General features: G+C 63.7%; 21 protein-coding genes. 8 read left to right on the top strand and 13 right to left on the bottom strand.

Going from position 1 to position 20,265, the window contains the following annotated elements:
- The first annotated feature begins 210 nt into the window (after positions 1-210).
- From AC07UC_RS11110 to AC07UC_RS11095, 4 genes are all read left to right on the top strand, one after another.
- Complete coding sequence (locus AC07UC_RS11110) at positions 211-1,407, top strand: amidase (RefSeq protein WP_494905684.1); 1,197 nt, start codon at positions 211-213, stop codon at positions 1,405-1,407.
- Between the two features lie 3 nt (positions 1,408-1,410).
- Positions 1,411-2,310, top strand: coding sequence for a LysR family transcriptional regulator (locus AC07UC_RS11105; RefSeq protein ID WP_140771795.1), 900 nt, complete (start codon positions 1,411-1,413; stop codon positions 2,308-2,310).
- Positions 2,311-2,567: 257 nt separating this feature from the next.
- Entirely contained in the window at positions 2,568-3,236 is a 669-nt protein-coding gene (locus tag AC07UC_RS11100; RefSeq protein WP_140771796.1) for a DUF1007 family protein, read from the top strand.
- The gene (locus AC07UC_RS11095) at positions 3,233-4,447 is read left to right on the top strand and encodes a nickel/cobalt transporter (protein WP_494905682.1); all 1,215 of its coding nucleotides are present in this window, start codon (positions 3,233-3,235) and stop codon (positions 4,445-4,447) included. Before AC07UC_RS11100 ends, AC07UC_RS11095 begins: the two co-directional genes overlap by 4 nt.
- Before the next feature lie 36 nt (positions 4,448-4,483).
- Here AC07UC_RS11095 and denD read toward each other — a convergent pair whose 3' ends face one another.
- The 4 genes from denD to AC07UC_RS11075 form a co-directional block, all read right to left on the bottom strand.
- Complete coding sequence (gene denD, locus AC07UC_RS11090; protein ID WP_494905679.1) at positions 4,484-5,461, bottom strand: D-erythronate dehydrogenase; 978 nt, start codon at positions 5,459-5,461, stop codon at positions 4,484-4,486.
- Positions 5,462-5,473: 12 nt separating this feature from the next.
- A complete protein-coding gene (locus AC07UC_RS11085; RefSeq protein WP_140772773.1) occupies positions 5,474-5,686 on the bottom strand; it encodes a hypothetical protein in 213 nt (70 codons plus the stop codon).
- Positions 5,687-5,775: 89 nt separating this feature from the next.
- Complete coding sequence (locus tag AC07UC_RS11080) at positions 5,776-6,747, bottom strand: cation diffusion facilitator family transporter (RefSeq protein ID WP_494905677.1); 972 nt, start codon at positions 6,745-6,747, stop codon at positions 5,776-5,778.
- 32 nt (positions 6,748-6,779) lie between these two features.
- On the bottom strand, positions 6,780-7,466 hold the full coding sequence (locus AC07UC_RS11075) for a GNAT family N-acetyltransferase (protein WP_140771802.1): 687 nt from the start codon (positions 7,464-7,466) through the stop codon (positions 6,780-6,782).
- A gap of 83 nt (positions 7,467-7,549) precedes the next feature.
- On the opposite strand from AC07UC_RS11075, the gene AC07UC_RS11070 reads away from it, so the two are divergent.
- Both AC07UC_RS11070 and AC07UC_RS11065 read left to right on the top strand, forming a co-directional pair.
- Positions 7,550-8,734, top strand: coding sequence for a pyridoxal phosphate-dependent aminotransferase (locus AC07UC_RS11070; protein WP_494905674.1), 1,185 nt, complete (start codon positions 7,550-7,552; stop codon positions 8,732-8,734).
- A 152-nt stretch (positions 8,735-8,886) separates the two neighbouring features.
- Positions 8,887-9,261: a YciI family protein gene (locus AC07UC_RS11065; protein WP_202326003.1), complete on the top strand. Its 375-nt coding sequence runs from the start codon at positions 8,887-8,889 to the stop codon at positions 9,259-9,261.
- A 30-nt stretch (positions 9,262-9,291) separates the two neighbouring features.
- Here AC07UC_RS11065 and AC07UC_RS11060 read toward each other — a convergent pair whose 3' ends face one another.
- The 5 genes from AC07UC_RS11060 to trhO all read right to left on the bottom strand — a co-directional run bounded on the left by AC07UC_RS11060 (position 9,292) and on the right by trhO (position 13,170).
- On the bottom strand, positions 9,292-10,047 hold the full coding sequence (locus AC07UC_RS11060; RefSeq protein ID WP_494905672.1) for an SDR family oxidoreductase: 756 nt from the start codon (positions 10,045-10,047) through the stop codon (positions 9,292-9,294).
- Between the two features lie 113 nt (positions 10,048-10,160).
- Complete coding sequence (locus AC07UC_RS11055) at positions 10,161-10,775, bottom strand: Fic family protein (protein WP_494905670.1); 615 nt, start codon at positions 10,773-10,775, stop codon at positions 10,161-10,163.
- A gap of 13 nt (positions 10,776-10,788) precedes the next feature.
- Positions 10,789-10,974 carry a hypothetical protein gene (locus AC07UC_RS11050; protein WP_128363691.1) on the bottom strand — a complete coding sequence of 62 codons (186 nt, stop codon included), beginning with the start codon at positions 10,972-10,974 and terminating at the stop codon, positions 10,789-10,791.
- Between the two features lie 407 nt (positions 10,975-11,381).
- Positions 11,382-12,122 carry a tellurite resistance TerB family protein gene (locus AC07UC_RS11045; RefSeq protein ID WP_494905668.1) on the bottom strand — a complete coding sequence of 247 codons (741 nt, stop codon included), beginning with the start codon at positions 12,120-12,122 and terminating at the stop codon, positions 11,382-11,384.
- Between the two features lie 118 nt (positions 12,123-12,240).
- Entirely contained in the window at positions 12,241-13,170 is a 930-nt protein-coding gene (gene trhO, locus AC07UC_RS11040; RefSeq protein WP_494905666.1) for an oxygen-dependent tRNA uridine(34) hydroxylase TrhO, read from the bottom strand.
- Positions 13,171-13,398: 228 nt separating this feature from the next.
- Between trhO and AC07UC_RS11035 the strand changes: the two genes are divergently transcribed.
- Positions 13,399-14,037 (top strand): 2-dehydro-3-deoxy-phosphogluconate aldolase, encoded by a 639-nt coding sequence (locus AC07UC_RS11035; protein WP_494905664.1) that lies wholly within the window; start codon positions 13,399-13,401, stop codon positions 14,035-14,037.
- Between the two features lie 4 nt (positions 14,038-14,041).
- Here the strand turns inward: AC07UC_RS11035 and AC07UC_RS11030 are convergent, their stop codons facing one another.
- Positions 14,042-14,791 (bottom strand): SDR family NAD(P)-dependent oxidoreductase, encoded by a 750-nt coding sequence (locus AC07UC_RS11030; RefSeq protein ID WP_494905662.1) that lies wholly within the window; start codon positions 14,789-14,791, stop codon positions 14,042-14,044.
- A gap of 130 nt (positions 14,792-14,921) precedes the next feature.
- Between AC07UC_RS11030 and AC07UC_RS11025 the strand changes: the two genes are divergently transcribed.
- Entirely contained in the window at positions 14,922-15,815 is an 894-nt protein-coding gene (locus AC07UC_RS11025) for an AraC family transcriptional regulator (protein WP_494905660.1), read from the top strand.
- 102 nt (positions 15,816-15,917) lie between these two features.
- On the opposite strand, the gene AC07UC_RS11020 is transcribed toward AC07UC_RS11025, so the two are convergent.
- The 3 genes from AC07UC_RS11020 to AC07UC_RS11010 form a co-directional block, all read right to left on the bottom strand.
- Positions 15,918-16,094 carry a hypothetical protein gene (locus AC07UC_RS11020; protein WP_494905658.1) on the bottom strand — a complete coding sequence of 59 codons (177 nt, stop codon included), beginning with the start codon at positions 16,092-16,094 and terminating at the stop codon, positions 15,918-15,920.
- 177 nt (positions 16,095-16,271) lie between these two features.
- On the bottom strand, positions 16,272-18,086 hold the full coding sequence (locus AC07UC_RS11015; protein WP_244735343.1) for a peptidoglycan L,D-endopeptidase MepK: 1,815 nt from the start codon (positions 18,084-18,086) through the stop codon (positions 16,272-16,274).
- Between the two features lie 502 nt (positions 18,087-18,588).
- Positions 18,589-20,115: a sigma-54-dependent transcriptional regulator gene (locus AC07UC_RS11010; RefSeq protein WP_494905656.1), complete on the bottom strand. Its 1,527-nt coding sequence runs from the start codon at positions 20,113-20,115 to the stop codon at positions 18,589-18,591.
- Positions 20,116-20,265 lie beyond the last annotated feature (150 nt).

The raw sequence follows: 20,265 nt of genomic DNA, 5'->3' as shown, positions 1-20,265 counted from the left end.
TGGCCGCTAAACCGACTGGAGGGGTTAGCTCCAGTTACCTTACCGATTTCCCTCACCATTCGAGGATCGGCGGACACCCACAGGCACGTGCGACTTTGGGCAAGCGCGATATAGGAGCGAAGGGTTTCACAATCAATAAAAATCGTATCGCAGGTTGTAAAATTTCTGGCATCGAACAATGTTGGGAAAACCGTATCCGGATATCGAACGATGACAGGCACGCACGGCCCCTACAACGCCTTCCTCGATCTTCGCCAGATGCCGGTGGCGCACGCCGAACTCGGCCCGCTCGCCGGCCTGCGGCTGGCCGTCAAGGACATCTACGATGTTGCCGGCTACCGCACCGGCTGTGGCAATTTGCGGAAGTTCGCCGAGGGCCAGGCCGCCTCGCGCACGGCGCACGCCGTGCAGACGATTCTCGAGGCCGGAGCACGCTTCGCCGGCAAGACCCAGACCGACGAGCTTGCCTTCGCGCTGTTCGGCCAGAACGCGCATTTTCCGTTTCCGGTGAATCCCGCGGCCCCCGACCGCGTCACCGGCGGCTCCTCGTCGGGGTCGGCATCGGCGGTGGCGGGCAGGCTGGCCGACATTGCCACCGGCTCCGACACCGGCGGCTCGATCCGTGCGCCGGCGAGTTTTTGCGGGCTGATCGGGCTGCGCACCACGCATGGCCGCATTTCGCTCGATGGCACGATGAAGCTGGCACCAAGCTTCGACACATTCGGCTGGTTCGCCGACGACATCGAGACCTACGAGACCGTCGGCAAACTGCTGCTTGGCCGCGACCCTCACCTGCATTCGCTGGACCGCCCGCTGTCGCTCACCTGGCTGGACGAGATGGTGGCGCGCCCTGCGCTCATCGAATATGCCAGGATGAAGGCACTGGCGGGCGCGGTTTTCGGTGCGCTGGCGACGCCAACGACGTACTTCTCTTCTTCCCCGGATGAACTCTATTGGTGCTTTCGCCGCCTGCAGGCCAAGGAAGCCTGGGGCGTGCATGGCGAATGGATCACCAGCGGCGAGCGCGACCTTGGCCCCGGCGTCGAGGAGCGTTTCGGCTTCGGCCGCGCCGTCGACGACCGGACAGCGCAGGCCGAGAAGGTGCGCCGGCTGACCTTTCGCGGCGAACTGACCGCCCTGCTCGGCAAGGACGGCTTCCTCATCCTGCCGACGGTGCCGGGCCCGGCGCCCTATGTCGACTCGACGCCGGAGCAGTTCCAGGCCTATCGCGAGCGAGCCCTGCATCTTCTGTGTCTGGCCGGGCTCTCAGGCTTTCCACAGATCACCTTGCCCATCGGCTCTGTCGCCGGCGCACCGTTCGGCCTGTCGCTGCTTGGCCCTTCCGGCAGCGACGTTGCCCTGATACGGCTCGGCCGAAAACTTCTCGACGCAGCAAAGAGGGCCTGAACCATGGACACACTGACCCGCATGCGCGCCTTCATCGACGTCGTCGAGGCCGAGGGCTTTTCGGCGGCGGCGCGCAAGATCGGCCGCTCCAAGGCGTTGCTGTCGAAATATGTGCGCGAACTGGAAGACGAACTCGGCGCGCTGCTGCTCAACCGCACCACGCGCCAGTTCTCGATGACCGAGGCCGGCCACACCTACTACCGGCGCGCCTCGGAGATCGTGCGCGAGGTCGACAGCCTGGCGGACGCCGTGCGCGAATCCTCCGGCGACGTGCGCGGCAGGATCAAATTGTCGGCGCCGCGCACTTTCGCCGATGCGCCGATCGGCCAGTCGCTGATCGACTTCGCCAAGCAGCACCCCGACATCGTGCTCGACATCCAGCTCGACGACCGCTTCGTCGACCTGGTCGAGGAAGGCTTCGACCTCGCGGTGCGCATCTCGCGCCTGGAGAATTCGTCGCTGATCGCCAGGCGGCTGGCGCCATTCTCGATAAAACTCTGCGCCTCTCCCGAACTGATCGCCAAGCATGGCATGCCGACGCGGCCGCAGGATCTCGGCCACATGCCCTGCATCGTCGACACCAATGGCCGCGGGCTGAACAACTGGCCGTTCAAGGGCGACAACAACGATCAGCTGAGCGTCGCGGTGTCGGGTCCGATCGAGGTCAACAGCCCGATGGCGGCGCGGGCCGCCGCCATTTCCGGACTTGGCTTTTGCATCTTGCCGGATTTCATCGCCGCTCCCGATCTCAAGAGCGGCCAGCTGGTGACGGCGCTCGATGACCGAATCCTGTCGGGCGGCGGCATCTTCGCCGTCTACCCGCACCGCCGCTATCTGCCGGCCAAGGTCCGCGTTTTCGTCGACTTCCTGGTGCAGTGGTTCAGGACGCGTGAGATCGCGTGAGCGGCCTCGAATTCTCGCAGCGTGCCCGTCGTTACCTCAAGACCGCTGCGCACTTTTGGCTGACACGCTTTGAGCTTGGTGCGTGTCATCGTCCCAAAACCGCTGCGCACTTTTGGGTGACACGCTTTGGGCTTGGTGCGTGTCGTCGCCCCAAAACCGCTGCGCACTTTTGGGTGACACGCACTGGCGGTCCCAATTTCGCCCCCTTTCTGGTGACCTTCGGTTCCTCTCCAAAGCCAAGGGAATCGCGACCGGGAATGCATCTCAAGCGGCACGCAATCACACTGGCTTCGGCCTTGGTGGCGACCTTCGCCGCCACGGGACCGGCTTACGTGCATCCGCACGTCTTCGCCGAGGCGCGGCTCGATGTGATCCTGTCCCCGGATCACCAAAGTGTGAAAGCGCTGCGCCATCTCTGGCGCTTCGACGACCTGTTTTCGAGTACTGTCATGATGGAGTTCGACAAAAACTCGGACCTGAAGCTTGACGACAAGGAGCTGAAGGATGTCGCCGACACCGTCCATGCCTCTCTGGCCGAATTCAACTATTTCCAGCTCGTCACGCAGAACGGCAAGGACGTGACGATGGTGCCGCCTCCACACCTGATGGCCAATTTCGACAACGACCAGCTGATCATCCTGTTCGAGTCCGAACCCAAGGCGCCGATCAAGCTGACCGGCACGATCGACATCGGCGTCTATGATCCGACTTTCTACACGGCGATCGACTTCACCGAGGATTCCAACATCACGGTCGAGGGCCTGCCGTCGAATTGCACCAGCAAGGTGATCCGTCCGGATCCGGATGAGGCCATCAAGGAAAACCAGAAGACACTGACGGATGCCTTCTTCAACGACCCGACAGGCACCGACATGAGCAAGATCTTTGCCACCAAGCTCGAACTGACCTGTCAGCCAGAAGGATGAAGCCGGTGACGAAACCGTCCCTGCGTTTGGCATTCGGCCTGTTGGCCCTCACCTTTGCCGCGATGCATTTCGCCAACGCCGCGCACGCCCAGAGTTCGCTCGGCATCGGCGTCAATGACGGCATGGCGCCGACCACCGGTCCGTTCGCCCACATCCTGATGTGGATCAACCTGCGGCAGCAGGAATTCTACCGCGCTCTTGCCGGCGCCATGAAGGCGATGCGCCAGGATGGCAGCAAAATCTGGATCCTGATCGGCCTGTCCTTCGCCTATGGCATTTTCCATGCCGCCGGCCCCGGCCACGGCAAGGCGGTGATCTCGTCCTACATGGTCGCCAATGAAGTGGCGCTGCGGCGCGGCATCCTGTTGTCCTTCGTCTCGGCCCTGCTGCAGGGCCTGACGGCGATCGTGGTCATGCTGCTCGCCTATTTCGTCCTGCGCGGCACCACCATCTCGATGACAGACGCGGCCTGGTTCATGGAGATCATGAGCTTTGCCCTGGTCACCCTGTTCGGCGCCTGGCTGTTGTGGCGCAAGCTCGGCCCTTCCATCCTGCGCCTGTTCGGCCGAGCACCTGCCTACAGTCTTTCCGCGGCTCATGCGGGCCACTCCCATGCCGGTCATTCCCACGCCGGCCATTCGCATGCCGCGCACAGCCATTCGGCGCATGCCCGTTCGCACGCGCTGCAGGTGCATGACGATCACAACCATGTTCATGACCATTCGCACGACCATCACGGCCATGGCGCGGATGACCACCATCATGATCACGGCACACACGATCATGGACATCACGACCATGCGCATCACGATCATGCGGCGGGCGAGGTCTGCGAAACCTGCGGCCACTCGCATGCGCCCGATCCGGCGCTGCTGTCGGGTGATCGCTTCGACTGGCGCACCGCCTGGTCGGCGGTGGCGGCCGTAGGCATCCGCCCCTGCTCCGGCGCGCTGATCGTGCTCAGCTTCGCGCTGCTCAACGGGCTCTGGCTCGGCGGCCTGCTGTCGGTGCTGGCCATGTCGCTGGGCACCGCCATTACCGTCTCGGCCCTGGCGACGCTCGCCGTGACCGCCAAGAACTGGGCGGTGTATTTCGCAGGCGACGGCCGTATGGGCAACCGCATCCATTCGATCGTCGAGATCGGCGGCGCCGCCTTTGTCTTCCTGTTCGGATTGCTGCTTTTGTCGGCGAGCTTGACGGGCAGCGTCTAGGCCATCCCATAAGAATGGGATGGGGATGGTAAACTCCTAACCGGGAATCTTGCCGCCCAGCTCGTCCTCGATATGGGCCCGGATGATCTCGTCAAAACTCTTCTCGGCGCTGAAGCCGAGTTCTCGTGAGCGTCTTGCCTCGAAGCGGGTCGGCCAACCCTTGACGATCGCCCAGATCGTCTCGTCTGGCACCTCGCGGATCAGGCCTGCCGTCTTCGGCCCGGCGATGCGCTCCAGCGCCTCGATCTGCTCGCCGACGGTAACGGCGACGCCAGGCATCGTCAGGTTGCGGCGCGGCCCGACGGCGGCACCGTCGATCTCGGCCGCATGGATCAGGAAGTTCACCGCCGAGCGCGGGCTGGCATGGGTGTGCACGACCGAGCGCGGCACCGGCAGGATCGCCTCCTGGCCACTCAACGGCTCGCGGATGATGCCGGAGAAGAAGCCAGAGGCCGCCTTGTTCGGCTTGCCGGGCCGCACGCAGATCGTCGGCAGCCGGATCCCGATACCGTCGAAGAAGCCGCGCCTGGAATAATCGGCCAGCAGCGCCTCGCTCATCTGCTTCTGCGTTCCATAGGAGGTCAGCGGCGTCGGATGGAACTCATCGGGGATGACATCCGGGAACGGCGCGCCGAACACCGCGATCGACGAGGTAAAGACGACGCGCGGCGCAAAACCCGCCAGGCGGACGGCATCGAACAGGGCGCGCGTACCGTCGAGATTGACGCGGTAGCCAAGATCGAAATTCGATTCCGCCTCGCCCGACACGATGCCGGCGAGATGGAAAATGACATCCGGCCGCGACGCCACCAAGCTCTCGGCGGCGCCCGCTTCTGCAAGGTCGCCGGTATGGGTGTCGATGCTCACGCCATCCATGGCCGGGGCCTGCGGTGGCACGATGTCATGCAAATCGAGCGCGGTGATCTTTTTGCCGCGCAGCGTGCCGTCCTTGGCCAGCCTGGCGATGAGCTTGCGGCCGACCATGCCCGCGGCGCCGGTGATCAGAATGCGCATGTCAGATATCCCTTACTTGCCCTGATTTTTGCGCTGGCTGCGCGCGCGCAGCCAGAACACGAGGAAAAACGCCAGCACGAAAACGATGCCGAAGATGCCGGCCAGCACGGTCGAAAAACTGCCGAGTGCCAGCATCACAGTCGGCAGGTAGAAGGCCGCGATGCCGAACAGAAGCATGATCCACAGCGCGGCAATAGCCGCGTTCCTGGTGTCGCGGTCCATCATGCGGCACCGGGACAGCAGGCGTTCGTCGGGCTGGCTTTCAAAGCTTTGGAACTCCTGAGGCAAGGCCGATCGATATCAACGGATCGAACCTAGTGGTGGTGGTCGTGATGCGGGGCCGTATCGTGCCCATGATCGTGGTCGTCGCCCTCGTCGGCGCATTGGCCGAATTCCGGCTCCACGGTGGCATGGCTGATGCCGTGCTCGCTGGCAAGCCGCTTCTTTATGGTGCTGACCGCCTGATGCGCGTCGACGCCCTCGTCGAGGCAGGCATGCAGTGTGGCCATGTTGCTTGAGCCGTCGATGGACCAGATATGCATATGGTGCACTTCGCGCACGCCTTTCACCGTTACCGCGAGATCACTGGCGATGAGATCCCGGTCGAGGCTTGGCGGCACGCCCTCCAGCAGCACGTGCGCTGCGGCGCGCATCAGCGACCATGCCGTCGACAGGATCAGCAGCGAGACCAGCACCGACAGGATCGGGTCGATCGGCGTCCAGCCGGTCGCCAGGATCACCAATGCCGCCACGATCGCCGCCGCCGAGCCGAGCAGGTCGCCCAGTACATGCAGGATGGCGCCGCGCATGTTGAGGCTCTCGCGGTCGCCGCCATGCAGCACCAGGAAGGAGGCGATATTGACCAGGAGGCCGAGGATCGCCACCGCCAGCATCGGTCCGCCCAGCACCGGCGCAGGCATTTGCAGGCGCCTCCATGCCTCGTAGACGATCCACAGCGCGATGACGAAGATGGCGATGCCGTTGGTGTAGGCCACCAGGGTCTTGACCCGGCCGAAACCGTAGGTGAGTTGGCCGGTCGCCGGCCGCCCCGCAAGGTGGAAGGCATACCAGGCAAGGCCAAGCGCGATGGCGTCGGCAAGCATGTGGCCGGCATCGGCCAGCAGGGCCAGCGACCCGGTGAAGAGGCCGCCAAGCGCTTCCGCCACCATGAACCCTGCCGTCAGGCAGGCCGCGACCAGCACACGCTTCTTGTCGGTGGAGCCATGCACGTGACCGGCACCGCCATGATCATGGCCGCCGTGGTCGTGGGAATGGGTATGCGCCAAATGGCAAACTCCCGTTGAGCCCTGAATTCAGCTCACGCCCCGAACTGCGAGCGAAAATCCTCGAGCCGCCGCTTCTGCTGGCCGTCGCCATCGAAATTGGCCGGATCGAGCCACGCCTCATAGGCCTTGCGAAGGGCCGGCCATTCCTTGTCGATGATCGAATACCATGCGGTGTCGCGGTTTTCACCCTTGACGATGAGGTGCTGGCGGAAAATGCCCTCGAACTTGAAGCCGAACCGCTCCGCGGCGCGCTTCGACGGTTCGTTGCGGTTGTTGCATTTCCATTCGTAGCGGCGATAGCCAAGGTCGTCGAAGACATATTTCATGAACAGGAACTGCGCTTCCGTCGCGCCCGGCTTGCGCGAGATCAGCGGCCCCCAATAGATGTTGCCGATCTCGATGACGCCGTAAGCGGGATCGATGCGCATCAGCGTCTGGCGTCCGGCGACCTTGCCGCTGGCCTTGTCGATGACGGCAAAGAACAGCGGATCCTCGCTGGCCTCGACCTTGTCCAGCCAGGGCTGGAAGGCGGCGCGGGTTTCCGGCGGATAGTCGGGCAGCCAGGCGAAGCGGCCGTCGACATCGGACACGGAAGACGCTTCATAGAGCCCATCACCGTGCCTTGCGGCGCTCAGCGGTTCAAGCCGGACATAGCGACCGTCGATCGCCTTGCGCTCCGGACGCGGGCGAGGCTGCCAATTCGCGAGATTTTCCGACACCGAAGACTCCAATCCGTTTGACTTTTGCGGGCCGAAGCTCACAAAAACACGACCTCACAGCAAGAACCACATGGACGGGAAAAATGCTCCACACGATTTCGGCCTTCGACCGTCTCGGCGAGGAAAATGCCTTCGCGGTGCTCGCGAGGGCGACCGCACTTGCCCAACAGGGCCGCGACATCGTCAATCTCGGCATCGGCCAGCCGGACTTCAAGACGCCACAGCATATCGTCGAGGCTGCGATCAAGGCGCTGCGTGACGGCCATCACGGCTACACACCCGCCAACGGGATTCTGGCAACGCGCGAAGCGGTGGTTCGCCGCACGCTGACCACCACGGGCGTCGAGGTCTCGCCCGAGACGGTGATGATCCTGCCCGGCGGCAAGCCGACCATGTTCGCCGCCATCCTGATGTTCGGCGAACCCGGCGCGGAAATCCTCTATCCGGATCCCGGTTTTCCCATCTACCGCTCGATGATCGAATTCACCGGTGCCGCCCCCATTCCCGTGCCGATGCGCGAGGAAAACGGCTTTGCCTTCTCGGCGGAAGAAACGCTGGCGCTGATCACCCCGAAGACCAGGCTCTTGATCCTCAACTCGCCGGCCAACCCGACCGGCGGCGTCACGCCGCGTGCCGAGATCGAAAAGCTGGTCAAGGGACTGGAGAAGCATCCTGATGTCGCGATCCTCTCCGACGAGATCTACGACGTCATGACCTATGACGGCGAGACGCATTGCTCGCTGCTCGGCTATCCCGAGATCCGCGATCGGCTGATCGTGCTCAATGGCTGGTCCAAGACATGGGCGATGACCGGGTGGCGCATGGGCTGGTCGATCTGGCCGAACGGCGACAAGGGCGCGCGTCTCTACGACAAGGTGCGCAAGCTGGCGGTCAATTGCTGGTCCTGCGTCAACGCGCCGAGCCAGTTCGCCGGCATCGCCGCCATCGACGGCCCGCAGGACGACGTCGACACCATGATGCGCGCCTTCGACCGCCGCAGGAAGGTCGTGGTCGAGGGACTGAACGCTCTGCCAAACATTTCCTGCATCACGCCCAAGGGCGCATTCTACGCCTTCCCCAACGTGTCGAAGACCGGCTGGAAGGCAAAGAAGCTCGCCTCCGCTTTGCTCGACGACGCCGGCGTGGCGCTGATCGGCGGCCCCGATTTCGGCATTCTCGGCGAAGGCTATGTCAGGCTCTCCTACGCCAATTCCGAGGAGAACATCTTGCGCGCGCTGGAGCGGATCGGGGCGTTCCTGGCCAAGTAGGCCTCAAAGCAGGCCGGAGCCATTTTCGGATGGTTTGCGGCCGGCCGCCATGTCGATGTCATGATCCGTCCGGAGGCTCACGGCCAAGACTGTGCGTCCATGTCGGGAACGGTTACGGTCCTGAGATCAGGATCGAACCGGGATGCCCTTAGATGTTTTATGCAATCCTTGCCTATCACGTGGAAGACGCGATCAAGGCGCTGACGCCGCAAGAAGATGCGGCGCTGATGGCCGAGCTGTTCAAGATCAACACCCGGCTTCATGAGGAAGGCACGCTTGGACCGTCCGCCCGTCTGGGAGCGACACAGGATGCCTGCACCTTGCGCGGCCCTGGCGACGGCGTGATCATCGACGGCCCGTTCGCCGAGACCAAGGAACAGTTGCTCGGCCTCTATGTCGTCGACTGCGCCACGCGGGACGAGGCAATCGCCATCGCCCGCGACCTTCGCCGCGTCAATCCGACCGCCGTCTACGAGATCAGGCCCATTCTGCTCTTCAAGCCCGGCGTACCGCTGGCGGGAAAATGAAGCGGCGAAAGCCCTGCCGGTGCCCTCCGCTCAACCACGCCCGACGAACGGCATCTTGGTCGCCATCACGGTCATGAACAGCACATTGGCGTCGAGCGGCAGGCTCGCCATGTGCACGACGGCGTCGGCGACGCGCTGGACGTCCATCACCGCTTCGGCGGCGATGGAGCCGTTGGCCTGCGGCACGCCGACGGTCATCGGCTGCGCCATGTCGGTCAGCGCGTTGCCGATGTCGATCTGGCCGCAAGCGATGTCATAGGGTCGCCCGTCGAGCGCCAGCGTCTTCGTCAGTCCTGTGATGGCATGCTTGGTCGCCGTATAGGGCACCGAGCCCGGGCGCGGCGCATAGGCTGACACAGAGCCGTTGTTGATGATGCGGCCGCCCATCGGCCGCTGCTTGCGCATGGCGCCGAAGGCGGCGCGGGCGCACAGGAACGAACCGGTGAGATTGACGCCGACGATATCATTCCAGACCTCGACCGGGATCTCGTCGATCGGCGTCGACTTGTAACCCATGCCGGCATTGTTGAAGAGCAGGTCGACACGGCCGAAGGCCTCCGCCACCGTCTCGAACAGATCGTCGACCTCGCCGGCCTTGCTGATGTCGCAGGCGACCGCCAAAGCCCTGGCCTCGGTCCGGCCGGCCTCGGCGATGGCGGCATCCAGCACCGACTTGCGGCGTCCGCAGAACACGGTGTTCCAGCCGGTCTTGAGCAGCGCCGTGGCAACGCTCTTGCCGATACCCGTCCCGGCGCCGGTGACGATGGCGGTTTTTTGCTCGGTCATGACAGATATCCTCCGGCTGCGCCGCGCGTGCCTGATTTTCAGGGATTTTGCTCGGCAGAAGGCATCGCAAATGACGGCAGCGATGGCAAGCGCGGCCGCCAGGAGGTAGTGCCTCAGGTTGAAATTTGACCGCCAGCTTGGTCTATAACGGAGAGGAGCTGTTTCGCGAGCATCGCGCGAATCATTTTCTCCATCTCACTGATGTCCTCCTCGCCATTGCGAGCAGCCTCATCGGCCATTTCGAGAGCTTCAATGTAATGGCTGTTATCGGTCTCAATCTGTTGAGGGATGGCCGGGAACCCTGGCATTACGTAACCCAATTTAATGCTCAACAATACGTATGATAGTGCTCTCGAGGTGCGGCCGTTTCCATCTGTGAAGGGATGAATCCAATTCAGCCTCCACATGGCATACGCCGACAGGTAAAATGCAGTTCGCTCATGCCAATTGTCGTTTATGTAATCACAAAATTCGGTGAGATGAGTTGTCACCAAATGGGGCGGCGGCGGCGTATGCTTGCTCTTATGAATGCCGACAGGGTTTTTGCGTATTTCCCCAGGCTCCGCTTCAATTCCCTTAACAGCCTCTCGCTGTAGGTCCAAAATTAAAGGAACCCGAAGGGCGAATGGCCGATCGGGTTCCAAATAGTATCGAATGACATCTAGCGTTAGGTCGTACTGGCGGAATCCATTTTCGATCTCAAGCTGTGTGTTGTGATCGACCGCCACGCTTTACCCTCTATCAGCCGTGGACAGCTTCTCTCGGCACACGATGTGAGATTTCTTCCACCAGTTCACGCGTCACATTGCTATTTTCGATCTTCGTGTTTCCGTACACGAAGCTGTTGCGCTGTTCGTTGCGCTGCTCGTCGTTCATGTGAACGCCCTTTGCTAGCTCAACGAGTCTAGAAAGGTTGTGGTCGTCCATTCGTGCCTCCTGCTGATTTGTCACTAGAACATAGTGTGTACGCAAGAAGTTGCCAATGCGCTAATCGCCACTGGCACGCTTTTTGTACGGCCCACGCTTTCCCGGCTTCCACGCTATCGCGTCCATCTTCGCGCAAAGATCGCTCATCGACCAAAACGTGTGCGACGGCGCGGTCCGCGACATGCGCGACATCAATTTCAAACTGAGACACTACCCGCCGGGGTATGCCCTCGAAAAGTGGAACCAGGTTTTCGAAGAAAGCCCGGCAAGGGCCGACAAAAAGGGCGGTCATTGGCGACCGCCCTGATCTGAACCGGGCTTGGGAGGAGGAAAAGCCGATCCGACTGTGTAGAATCATGCGCTTCCTGAGTTAACGAAAGGTAAACGGCTCTCTGTGCCGTTTTGGCCTACCAGCGCGGGTTGGGCGAGGTGCCTGCCTTGCCAGCCGGAACCTTGGCCGCCGAAACCGTCGCCTCGACATGGTCGACCAGCGCGTCCGGCAAACCGAGCCGGCCGGCCAGCAGGTCGAGATAGCCGCGCTCGGCGCGTGTATCGGGATCGATGGTGAGCCGCGATGCGGTGTAGAGCTCGAGCTTCTGCGCGTCGGTCCGGGCACCCGCGACCAGCGTGTCGAGGTCGAGCGGGCTTTCCAGCTCCGCCATCAGGAATTTCTCGGCATCGGCGCCGATCCCCGCAAGGCTGAGCTTGCCGGCGATCTTCTTGCGCTCCTCGACGTCGACATGGCCGTCGGCCTTGGCCGCCGAGATCATCGCGCGAACCAGCGTCAGCGTGAACTCATCCTCGCCTTGCGGCGCCTGCGAAGGGTGGAAGGCGGTGTCCTTGGGCGGCGGCAGCAATTCCGGTTCGCCGGCCGCGGGCGCCTGCTCCGGGGTATTGCCGGCCTTGTAGTTCTGGTAGGCCTTGTAGGCGAGACCTCCGATCGCGGCCAGGCCGCCGAGCTTCACCGCGGTGCCTGTCACCTGACGCCCGGCGCCGGTTCCAAGCAGCACGGCCGCGAGCGCGCCGGCCGCAAGCGGATTGTCCTTGGCCATCTGCACGGCCTGGCCAGCCTTGTCGCGGACGGTGCCGCTGGTGCCGGGAATTTGCGAGCCGAGCAGATCGTCGAGAAGCTTCTTGGGATCGAACATTCAGTGCCTCCAGCATGTGCCCGGCCGAACGGGCAGGTTTCGAACGCCGAAGACGTAGGTCCCGGAACTTGACATTGCAATGACAGGCCGCCGCTTTGCCGCGGCTCTGGAGCCTCAGTCAGGACCCGATATGCGGCCCCTTGCCCCGCACCTCGGCAAGCTCGACCTGCCGCTGGCGCTCGGCATAACGCTGACGGTCCTCGTCCGACCGGGCATCGAAGCAATGCGGGCACGAGACACCGGCCGCATATTTCGGCGACGCCAGCTCGCTTGCCGTCAGCGGATGGCGGCAAGCACGGCAGAGTTCCGCGTCTCCCTCGGCGAGGCCGTGCGAAACGGAAACCCGCTCGTCGAAGACGAAGCACTCGCCTTGCCACAGGCTCTGCGCGGCCGGAACCTCCTCGAGATATTTGAGAATGCCGCCCTTGAGGTGGAACACGTCCTCGAAGCCGAGCGACTTCACATAGGCCGTCGCCTTTTCGCAGCGAATGCCGCCGGTGCAGAACATCGCCACCTTGCGGCCTTCGAGCTCGGCTCGATGCGCTTCCACCCAGGCCGGGAATTCGCGAAAGCTCGCGGTCGCCGGATCGACCGCGCCCTTGAAGGTGCCGATCGAAACTTCGTAGGCGTTGCGCGTGTCGATGACGATCGTGTCGGGCTCGGAAATCAGCGCGTTCCAATCCGCCGGTGCCACATAGGTGCCCGCACTCGTCGCCGGGTCGATGGTCTCGATGCCCATGGTGACGATCTCGCGCTTCAGCCGCACCTTCATGCGGTGGAAGGGCATTTCCGCGGCGCCGCTGTACTTGACCTCGAGGCCCGCCAGCCCGTCGATGGCTTCGATATGATCGATCAGTTCGGCGATCGCTGCTTCGCTGCCCGCGACCGTGCCGTTGATGCCTTCATGCGCCAGGAGTAGCGTGCCCTTGATGCCACGGCCGCAGCAGAAGGCGGCGAGCGGCGCGCGCAGTTCGTCAAAGGCATCGAGCCGGGCAAACCGGTAGAGCGCGGCGACGCGGACGGGCTGGGTTGGTGTGGACGGTGTCATTGCCAGAGCAACTAGACGCTCGTAAATGCTGTTTCAAGGTCAAACGGGCTTTGGTGCCTGTCATGGCCCTGTCGGGGAAGAGCCGATAAACTGTCCGACAGCGCGTGACATCGCGACGCGACCGGTTTCGTGGACAGGCAAACACCCGTCTGCTAATCGGTTGAAATGAACTAGAGCGCGCCACGCCGAGACGGATTCACGCGACGCGCTTAGGATACGGAGAGACAGATGCCCAGCAAGACCGAAACACTCCTGTCGCTCCTCAATGGCCAGCCGGTCATACCGGTGCTGAAGATCGCCAATGTTGCCGATGCGGTGCCGCTGGCCCGTGCCCTGGCACGTGGCGGCCTGCCGGCGATCGAGATCACGCTGAGGACCGCCGATGCGTTGGAAGCGATCCGCCGCGTTGCCGCCGAAGTCGAGGACGCCATTGTCGGCGCCGGCACCATTCTCGACGCCCGCCAGTTCGCCGAAGCGGGAGCCGCTGGATCGAAATTCATTGTCAGCCCCGGCATCACCAGCCAGCTTCTGGCCGCGGCGAAAGACAGCGCCGTCCCGTTGCTGCCCGGCGCCATCACGCCCGGCGAGATCATGGCCGCGCGCGAGGCTGGCCTGCGCTTCCTGAAATTCTTCCCTGCCGAGCAGTCCGGCGGCATCGCCTCGCTGAAGGCCTTCGCCTCGCCGCTCGCCGACGTCAAATTCTGCCCGACCGGCGGCATCACCGGCAAGAATGCCGCCGATTATCTCAGCCTGCCCAATGTCATCTGCGTCGGCGGCTCCTGGGTCGCGCCTGACGACATGGTCAAGGCGGGCAAGTGGGACGAGATCGAAGCGCTTGCACGTGAAGCGAGCAAGCTCAGGAAATAACCGATCACCAGGGCAGCGGACCGTTCTCATCGAAATACCCGCCGGTGGGCCCGCCCGCCTGCAGCGTCGCCAATTGCACGATGATCCCGGCAGCCTGCTGCACCGTACGCCCGCCCCGATGCGCATTGAGGTCCGTCGCGGTGTAGCCGGGAGCGGCGGCGTTGACCATGATGCCGCGCGGCGAGAGCTCCCGGGCGAAGGCCACGGTGATGGCATTGAGCGCTGTTTTCGAGCTGCCATAGCTCATCACATTGGGCGACTGGCTGTTGCCGGCGGCGCGCGCGATCGAGCCGAGGTAGCTGCTGACCATGACGATGCGGGCGGCGGGCGATGCCAGGAGCAGCGGCAGGAATGCCTGGGTGACGCGAACCGGGCCGAAGACGTTGACGTCATAGGTGGCCTTCATATCGGCGACATCCTCGCGGCTCGGGGGCCGTTCGTAGCGGCCGTCCGGTCCCAGCGCGTCGACATAGCCGGGGGCAATGCCGGCATTGTTGACCAGCGCGTCGAGGCTGGATACCTGCGCTGTCAGGGCCTTGGCCGCGGCCGCCACGCTGTCGTCGCTGGCGACGTCCAGCTCGAGCCATTTGACGTCGAACCCTTCGTTGCGCAACGCCTTTGCCGCGGCCTCCCCGCGCCCGGCATCGCGGGCGCCGGCCCAGACCTTGAACCCTTTTGTCCCCAGCCGGCGAGCGGTCTCGAGGCCGATACCCTTGTTGGCGCCGGTGACCAGCGCATTCCTCTGCGTCGTCATATCGATGTCTCCTTCTTTGGTGACCTAGAGATGACGTGCCTCGGCCGGTTTCGCGCGCCGGATACTCGCGTCCTCTTGCCTAATCCTCTCAACCAGTTGCGCGGGCCACCCGGATCGGCAATGCTGAAGAATGGAAGAGGTTTTGCAGGAATTGATCGGCATCGCCGGCCGCCATGCGCATGGGCGGCGCACGAAAACGGCGATCCCGCGCGTCACGATCGGCCTTAGCGAGGTTGCGACCCCGCCGCTGCCCGAGCTTTGCCAACCGACGGCGCTGTTCGTGCTGCAGGGGACCAAGACGGTGCTGATCGGCGACCGCACGCTTCGCTATGGTCCTGGCAGCTATTTCATCTATGCGGTGGAGACGCCGGCCACCAGCCAGCTCATCGAGGCGAGCAGCGCCCGTCCCTACACGGCCATAGCCTTCGCTCTCGATGTCGGTCTGATCGCCGCCCTGATCATCGACCACAAGCCGGCGGTCGACGGCGACGGCTTCGTGACCAACCGGGCCGATGACGAACTGCTCGATGCATGGCGCCGCATGCTGCGGCTGCTCGACCGCCCAACCGAAATCCCCGTGCTCGCGCCCATGCTCGAACGCGAGATCGCATTCCGCTTGCTGCAGGGTCCGCAAGGGGCGAAGTTGCGGCAGCTCGCGCACGCTGATGGCCGCCTGTCACAGATACGCCGCGCCACCGCCTGGATACGAGCACACTACAACGAACCCATCGATGTGACGGAGCTGGCCGAACTCGCGCATATGAGCAATGCCTCGTTCCATCGCCATTTCAAGGCGGCGACCGCCATGAGCCCGATCCAGTATCAGAAGCAGGTGCGTCTGCTGGAGGCTCGTCATCTGCTGATCGCGGAGCCGGGCAGCGCCACGCGTGTCGCCTTTGCCGTCGGCTATGAAAGCGCTTCCCAGTTCAGCCGGGAATATGCGCGCCATTTCGGATTTCCGCCGGCGCGCGACGCAGCGCGGCTTCTGGCCAGGGGCGAAGCAGCCACGCTGGAAATCGACTAAAGCGCTCGGAACCAAGCGTAAGCGCTGCGTGGGCTGGCACATGAAAAGCCCGGCCGACTCTCGTCGACCGGGCCAATTCTCCCGGATCCCAGCGGTTCCGGATCAGCGGCAGACCTTGACCTTCTCGGTCACCCTGTGATGGTGCACCCAGTGCGTGACCAGCTTGGTCCTGCAGTGATGCTTGCCATTCTTGATGATCACGGTTTCGGCTTGCGATGGAGCGATCCCGGCAGATGCTGCAACCAATGCCAGAACGGATGCCAGTAGAATTCTCTTCATGAATTTCCCCAGGGTTGGAACGTACCCACGCTAACCCGCAAACAGCCAGGCCGTTCCGGCCTCACGAGAAGTTCAGCCGCGCGTGATCCGCGGGGTTGGGCGCCTCACGCATCACGCCCGGACAGCAAAAAGCCGCGCTGGTCGCCCGGCGCGGCTTTGTCTCGTCTGGCCAGCAGGCTATTTCGTCTGGAAGCGTGCCACCGACATGAACTTGACGGCGTTGCCCGTGAACCGGTTGGCGTCGGCCACCTGGTTGCTCGGCTGGAAGCCGGCCGTATAGACCTCGCTCGGCGGCGTATGGACGATGTTGTAGGCGTAGCCCGGCGCCGTCGTCGCACTCGAAGCGGTGGCGACGTTCTCGCCGCTGGTCAGCGCCCAACGGGCGGCCTGAGGCGCCGCGGCGACCACCATGGCCCTGGGGCCGGGCTTCTGGTCACGGGCGGTGGCCCTGGCTTCCTTGCGGGTCGTCTTCACGCCGGCGCCGATCGCGGCGGCCGGATCGGAACCGGCCGGGCGGGCGGCAACCGCCTGGCGTGGCGATGCGGCATCGACACCTGACGGATCGTTGAAGGCCGAGCGCGGTTCTTCCGACAGCGATGCAACCTTGTATTCGTCGGCATTGCCGACCTGGGCATTGGCCTCGTCCAGCACAGCCTTGACGGCGTCCGGCTTGGCCGGCTCGGGACGCGCCGTCGGCAGCACCGAGAACGCATCGGACGCGGTCTTGCCCTGTTCGGCCGTATCCGCCAGCGCCATCAGCACATCCTTGCTGGGCGGCGGTGCGAGATCGGCCGGAAGCGTGCGTTCGGGACGCCACGTCGGCAAGGGGATGTTGTTGACGGCAACCTGCGCCGGATCGGCCGCCGCGGCCGCCGCCGTCACAGTGGTGGGATCAGCCTTGCTGAACGGCATGTTCGCCGGCGCCTGCGCGGTCGCCACGGCCTGTTCGGTCGTCGCAGTCGCGTCCGCCATGGCGAACGGAACATTCTCAGGCTGCGCACCGACATCGGCCTTCGGCCGCGGCGCGAAATCGGGCAGCGGAATCTCCTTGGCCGGCAGCGCGGCGATGATCGTTTCCGGCGTGTCCTTCACCGGTTCCGGAGCCTGCTCGTCGGCAATCTGCGGGATGTTGGCGCGCTGTGCGTTCTCGGGCGCCACGATGGCGATGCCCGGCAGGTTGCTGCTCTTGGCGGTCGCGGCCGGCTTCAGGTTTCTAGGCTTGGGCGCAGGGGCAGCCGAAGCGGTCTCGACGTCGGCGCTGTCGTCGGCTTCATCGTCGCCGCCACCGCCGAAGAAGGCGGAGAGGAAGCCACCGGACTTCTTGCCGCTGCCGCCGGCGCTCGCAAGCTCGACATTGGGCGTACCGGCACCCTTGCGCGCCTTGTAGGCGGCCATTGCCTGTTCATAGCCCGGCAGCGGCCGGCCGTCGCTCGGCACATGCAGGGTCTTGCCGTTGGGGAACAGGCTGACCAGTTCCTGCCGGCTGATGCCGGGCCAGTGGCGCACATTGCCGACATCCATATGGACGAACGGCGAACCGGAGGTCGGATAGTAGCCGACGCCGCCGCCCTGCATCTTCAGGCCGATGTTGCGCAGCTTCTTCAGCGGCACGCCGGGAATGTAGAAATCCATCGCCTTGCCGAGCATGTGCTGGCTCTTCTCGGCGACACCGCGGCTGCGGCTGCGCAGCATCGAGTTGGTCGACGGGGAACGGTAGCCGCAGACGACCTGGATATAGTCGGTGGCGCCGCTTTCGCGATATGCCTCCCAGACCAGGTCCAGCAGGCGCGGATCCATCTTGGTCGGCTCGTTGCGGCGCCAGTCGCGCAGGATGATGTTGATCTTCCTCAGGCCCTCCGGATCGTAGCGGCCATTGCGCTTGTAGACGATCTCCGCCTTCTCGTGCGTGTGGAGGTGGTAGAGCTTCAGCGAACGAACTTCGGCCTGGGCGCCGGTGGCGGCCGCGGCAACAAAACCAAAAGCGACAATCACCGCTGCCAGCCATCTCGGCCAGACGCTCAGATGATGATGCCGCCCGTTTGTGAGTCGTTCGATTCTGTTCAAATCAAAAGGCCTTGCAGGCTGCCGTTTGTCCCCGGATTTGCCCAAACGGACGTGTGGTTTTCACATCCGAATATCAATCCTAATGGTTAATCATCGCTTATTGAAGCCGAAATGCGGTAACACCATGGCGATATCCCGTCAAAAATTGTTCACAAGGTTTCTTGGTAAACCGCTGGTTTAGATCAGGATTCCGGCTTTTGACAGAACACGATCTGTTACCATTAGCCTTAATGCGTGAACAGAGCTGTCCACGGGCTTGCCATATTCCGGCCGAACCCCGCTGACAGCGGGACAAACTCTGGCATCGCAAGCTGGTCCCGGCCTTGCGTCCGATGCATGTTGCCCAAACGTGGCCTCGGTTTCGGGGCGAACGACATGCAAGGGGACATGGCCTGACACGCGGCGGCTATCCGGTTCGGCGCGATGCGATTTAGGACGCCAGCCGTTCCACGCGGCCGGTCTCCGGGTCGATGCCGTATTCCTTGAGCTTGCGGTAAAGCGTCGAACGGCCGATGCCGAGGCGGCGCGCGACTTCGCTCATCTGGCCGTTGTAATGGTCGATGGCGAGCTTGATCATCTCGAGTTCGACGTCGGCGAGCGCCCGCACATTGCCGCGTTCGTCGAGCGCCCGCAGGGTGCCGAAGCGAGGCTGAAGCTGCGGGGGCAGTTCGGCCTCGGTCATCGAGGCTGCCTCGCCGGCCAGGATATCATCGTCGCGAGGTTCCAGCGGCGGTGGCGTGGCGACATCCGTTTCGAGATTGACGGTGCCTTCGACCTGCGCCCGGATCTGTGGAAAATCATCGACATCGAGCACGTCGCCTTCACACAACACCGAAGCGCGGAAGACGGCGTTTTCCAGCTGCCGGATGTTGCCGGGCCAGTCATAGGCCTGCAGCACGGCAAGTGCCGGCGCCGAAATGCCTTGCAGGCGATGGCGCGGGTCGGCCGGTGCCACCTTCTCCATGAAATGCGTGACCAGGTGCGGAATGTCGTCGCGGCGGTCGCGCAGCGGCGGCACGAAGATCGGATAGACATTCAGCCGGTAGAACAGATCCTCGCGGAACTTGCCGTCCTTGACCTGCTGCAGGAGGTTGCGGTGCGTCGCCGAAATCAGCCTTATGTCGACCTTGACGGTCGAGCGGCCGCCGACCGGATCGACCTCGCCCTCCTGCACGGCGCGCAACAGCTTGACCTGGACGTCGAGTGGCAAGTCGCCGATCTCGTCGAGGAACAGCGTGCCCGTATGCGCTTCGATGAACTTGCCGGTGTGCTTGTCGGTGGCGCCGGTGAACGAGCCCTTCTCGTGGCCGAACAGGATCGATTCGACCAGATTGTCGGGGATGGCGCCGCAATTGACGGTGACGAAAGGCTTCGAGCGGCGGTCGCCGCTGCCCTGGATGGCGCGTGCCACCAGCTCCTTGCCGACGCCGGATTCGCCTTCGATCAGGATCGGGATGTTGGAGGCGGCCGCTTTCTGGCCAAGCCGTATCACCCTGTCCATGGCCGGGCTGTGGGTGATCATGTCCCTGAAGGTCAGCAGCCCGCCGCGCCTGCGCGATGTGCGCTTGACCTCGCCCCCGACCGCTTCGACCTTGAGCGCGTTGGCGATCGACGCCTGCAACCTGTCGGGCGACGCCGGCTTGACGACGAAATCGAAGGCGCCATGGCGCATCGCCGACACAACGGTTTCGATGCCGCCCTGCGCGGTCTGGACGATGACCGGGACGGTGATGTCGCGTTCACGCATCGCCTTCAGCACGCCGATGCCGTCGAGGCCGGGCATGACCAGGTCGAGGATCACCACCGAAACGTCGCGGGCCGTTGGCCCGTCGAGCACTTCAAGGCCGGCGGCACCGCCGTCGACGACGATTGCCGGGTGGCCGAAGCGCGTCACCGCGGCCTCGAGCAGCCGGCGCTGCACGGGATCGTCATCGACTATGAGTATGGAACCTGTCATGACTGTCTTGATTTGCCCGCGCCCGAAATCCCCATGGATCATCTTGGCACAGGGTTCTAAACAAGGTTTCAAAAAACCCGGTGAACGAATTCCTTAGGATTTGACCGGCTTCTCCATTCTCCCCGATTCTGGCCACTTGATTCTGACCCC

Source organism: Mesorhizobium sp. GW821-FHT04C10 (assembly GCF_059420305.1).
The sequence above is the reverse complement of the archived record's forward strand: the minus strand, read 5'-3'. Positions and strand labels throughout refer to the sequence as shown.

Bases quoted from the DNA above. Each gene is read 5' to 3' on its own strand.
- AC07UC_RS11110 (WP_494905684.1), top strand. From the start codon at position 211: ATGACAGGCACGCACGGCCCCTACAACGCCTTCCTCGATCTTCGCCAG.
- AC07UC_RS11105 (WP_140771795.1), top strand. From the start codon at position 1,411: ATGGACACACTGACCCGCATGCGCGCCTTCATCGACGTCGTCGAGGCC.
- AC07UC_RS11100 (WP_140771796.1), top strand. From the start codon at position 2,568: ATGCATCTCAAGCGGCACGCAATCACACTGGCTTCGGCCTTGGTGGCG.
- AC07UC_RS11095 (WP_494905682.1), top strand. From the start codon at position 3,233: ATGAAGCCGGTGACGAAACCGTCCCTGCGTTTGGCATTCGGCCTGTTG.
- denD (WP_494905679.1), bottom strand. From the start codon at position 5,461: ATGCGCATTCTGATCACCGGCGCCGCGGGCATGGTCGGCCGCAAGCTC.
- AC07UC_RS11085 (WP_140772773.1), bottom strand. From the start codon at position 5,686: ATGATGGACCGCGACACCAGGAACGCGGCTATTGCCGCGCTGTGGATC.
- AC07UC_RS11070 (WP_494905674.1), top strand. From the start codon at position 7,550: ATGCTCCACACGATTTCGGCCTTCGACCGTCTCGGCGAGGAAAATGCC.
- AC07UC_RS11065 (WP_202326003.1), top strand. From the start codon at position 8,887: ATGTTTTATGCAATCCTTGCCTATCACGTGGAAGACGCGATCAAGGCG.
- AC07UC_RS11060 (WP_494905672.1), bottom strand. From the start codon at position 10,047: ATGACCGAGCAAAAAACCGCCATCGTCACCGGCGCCGGGACGGGTATC.
- AC07UC_RS11050 (WP_128363691.1), bottom strand. From the start codon at position 10,974: ATGGACGACCACAACCTTTCTAGACTCGTTGAGCTAGCAAAGGGCGTT.
- AC07UC_RS11045 (WP_494905668.1), bottom strand. From the start codon at position 12,122: ATGTTCGATCCCAAGAAGCTTCTCGACGATCTGCTCGGCTCGCAAATT.
- trhO (WP_494905666.1), bottom strand. From the start codon at position 13,170: ATGACACCGTCCACACCAACCCAGCCCGTCCGCGTCGCCGCGCTCTAC.
- AC07UC_RS11035 (WP_494905664.1), top strand. From the start codon at position 13,399: ATGCCCAGCAAGACCGAAACACTCCTGTCGCTCCTCAATGGCCAGCCG.
- AC07UC_RS11030 (WP_494905662.1), bottom strand. From the start codon at position 14,791: ATGACGACGCAGAGGAATGCGCTGGTCACCGGCGCCAACAAGGGTATC.
- AC07UC_RS11025 (WP_494905660.1), top strand. From the start codon at position 14,922: ATGGAAGAGGTTTTGCAGGAATTGATCGGCATCGCCGGCCGCCATGCG.
- AC07UC_RS11020 (WP_494905658.1), bottom strand. From the start codon at position 16,094: ATGAAGAGAATTCTACTGGCATCCGTTCTGGCATTGGTTGCAGCATCT.
- AC07UC_RS11010 (WP_494905656.1), bottom strand. From the start codon at position 20,115: ATGACAGGTTCCATACTCATAGTCGATGACGATCCCGTGCAGCGCCGG.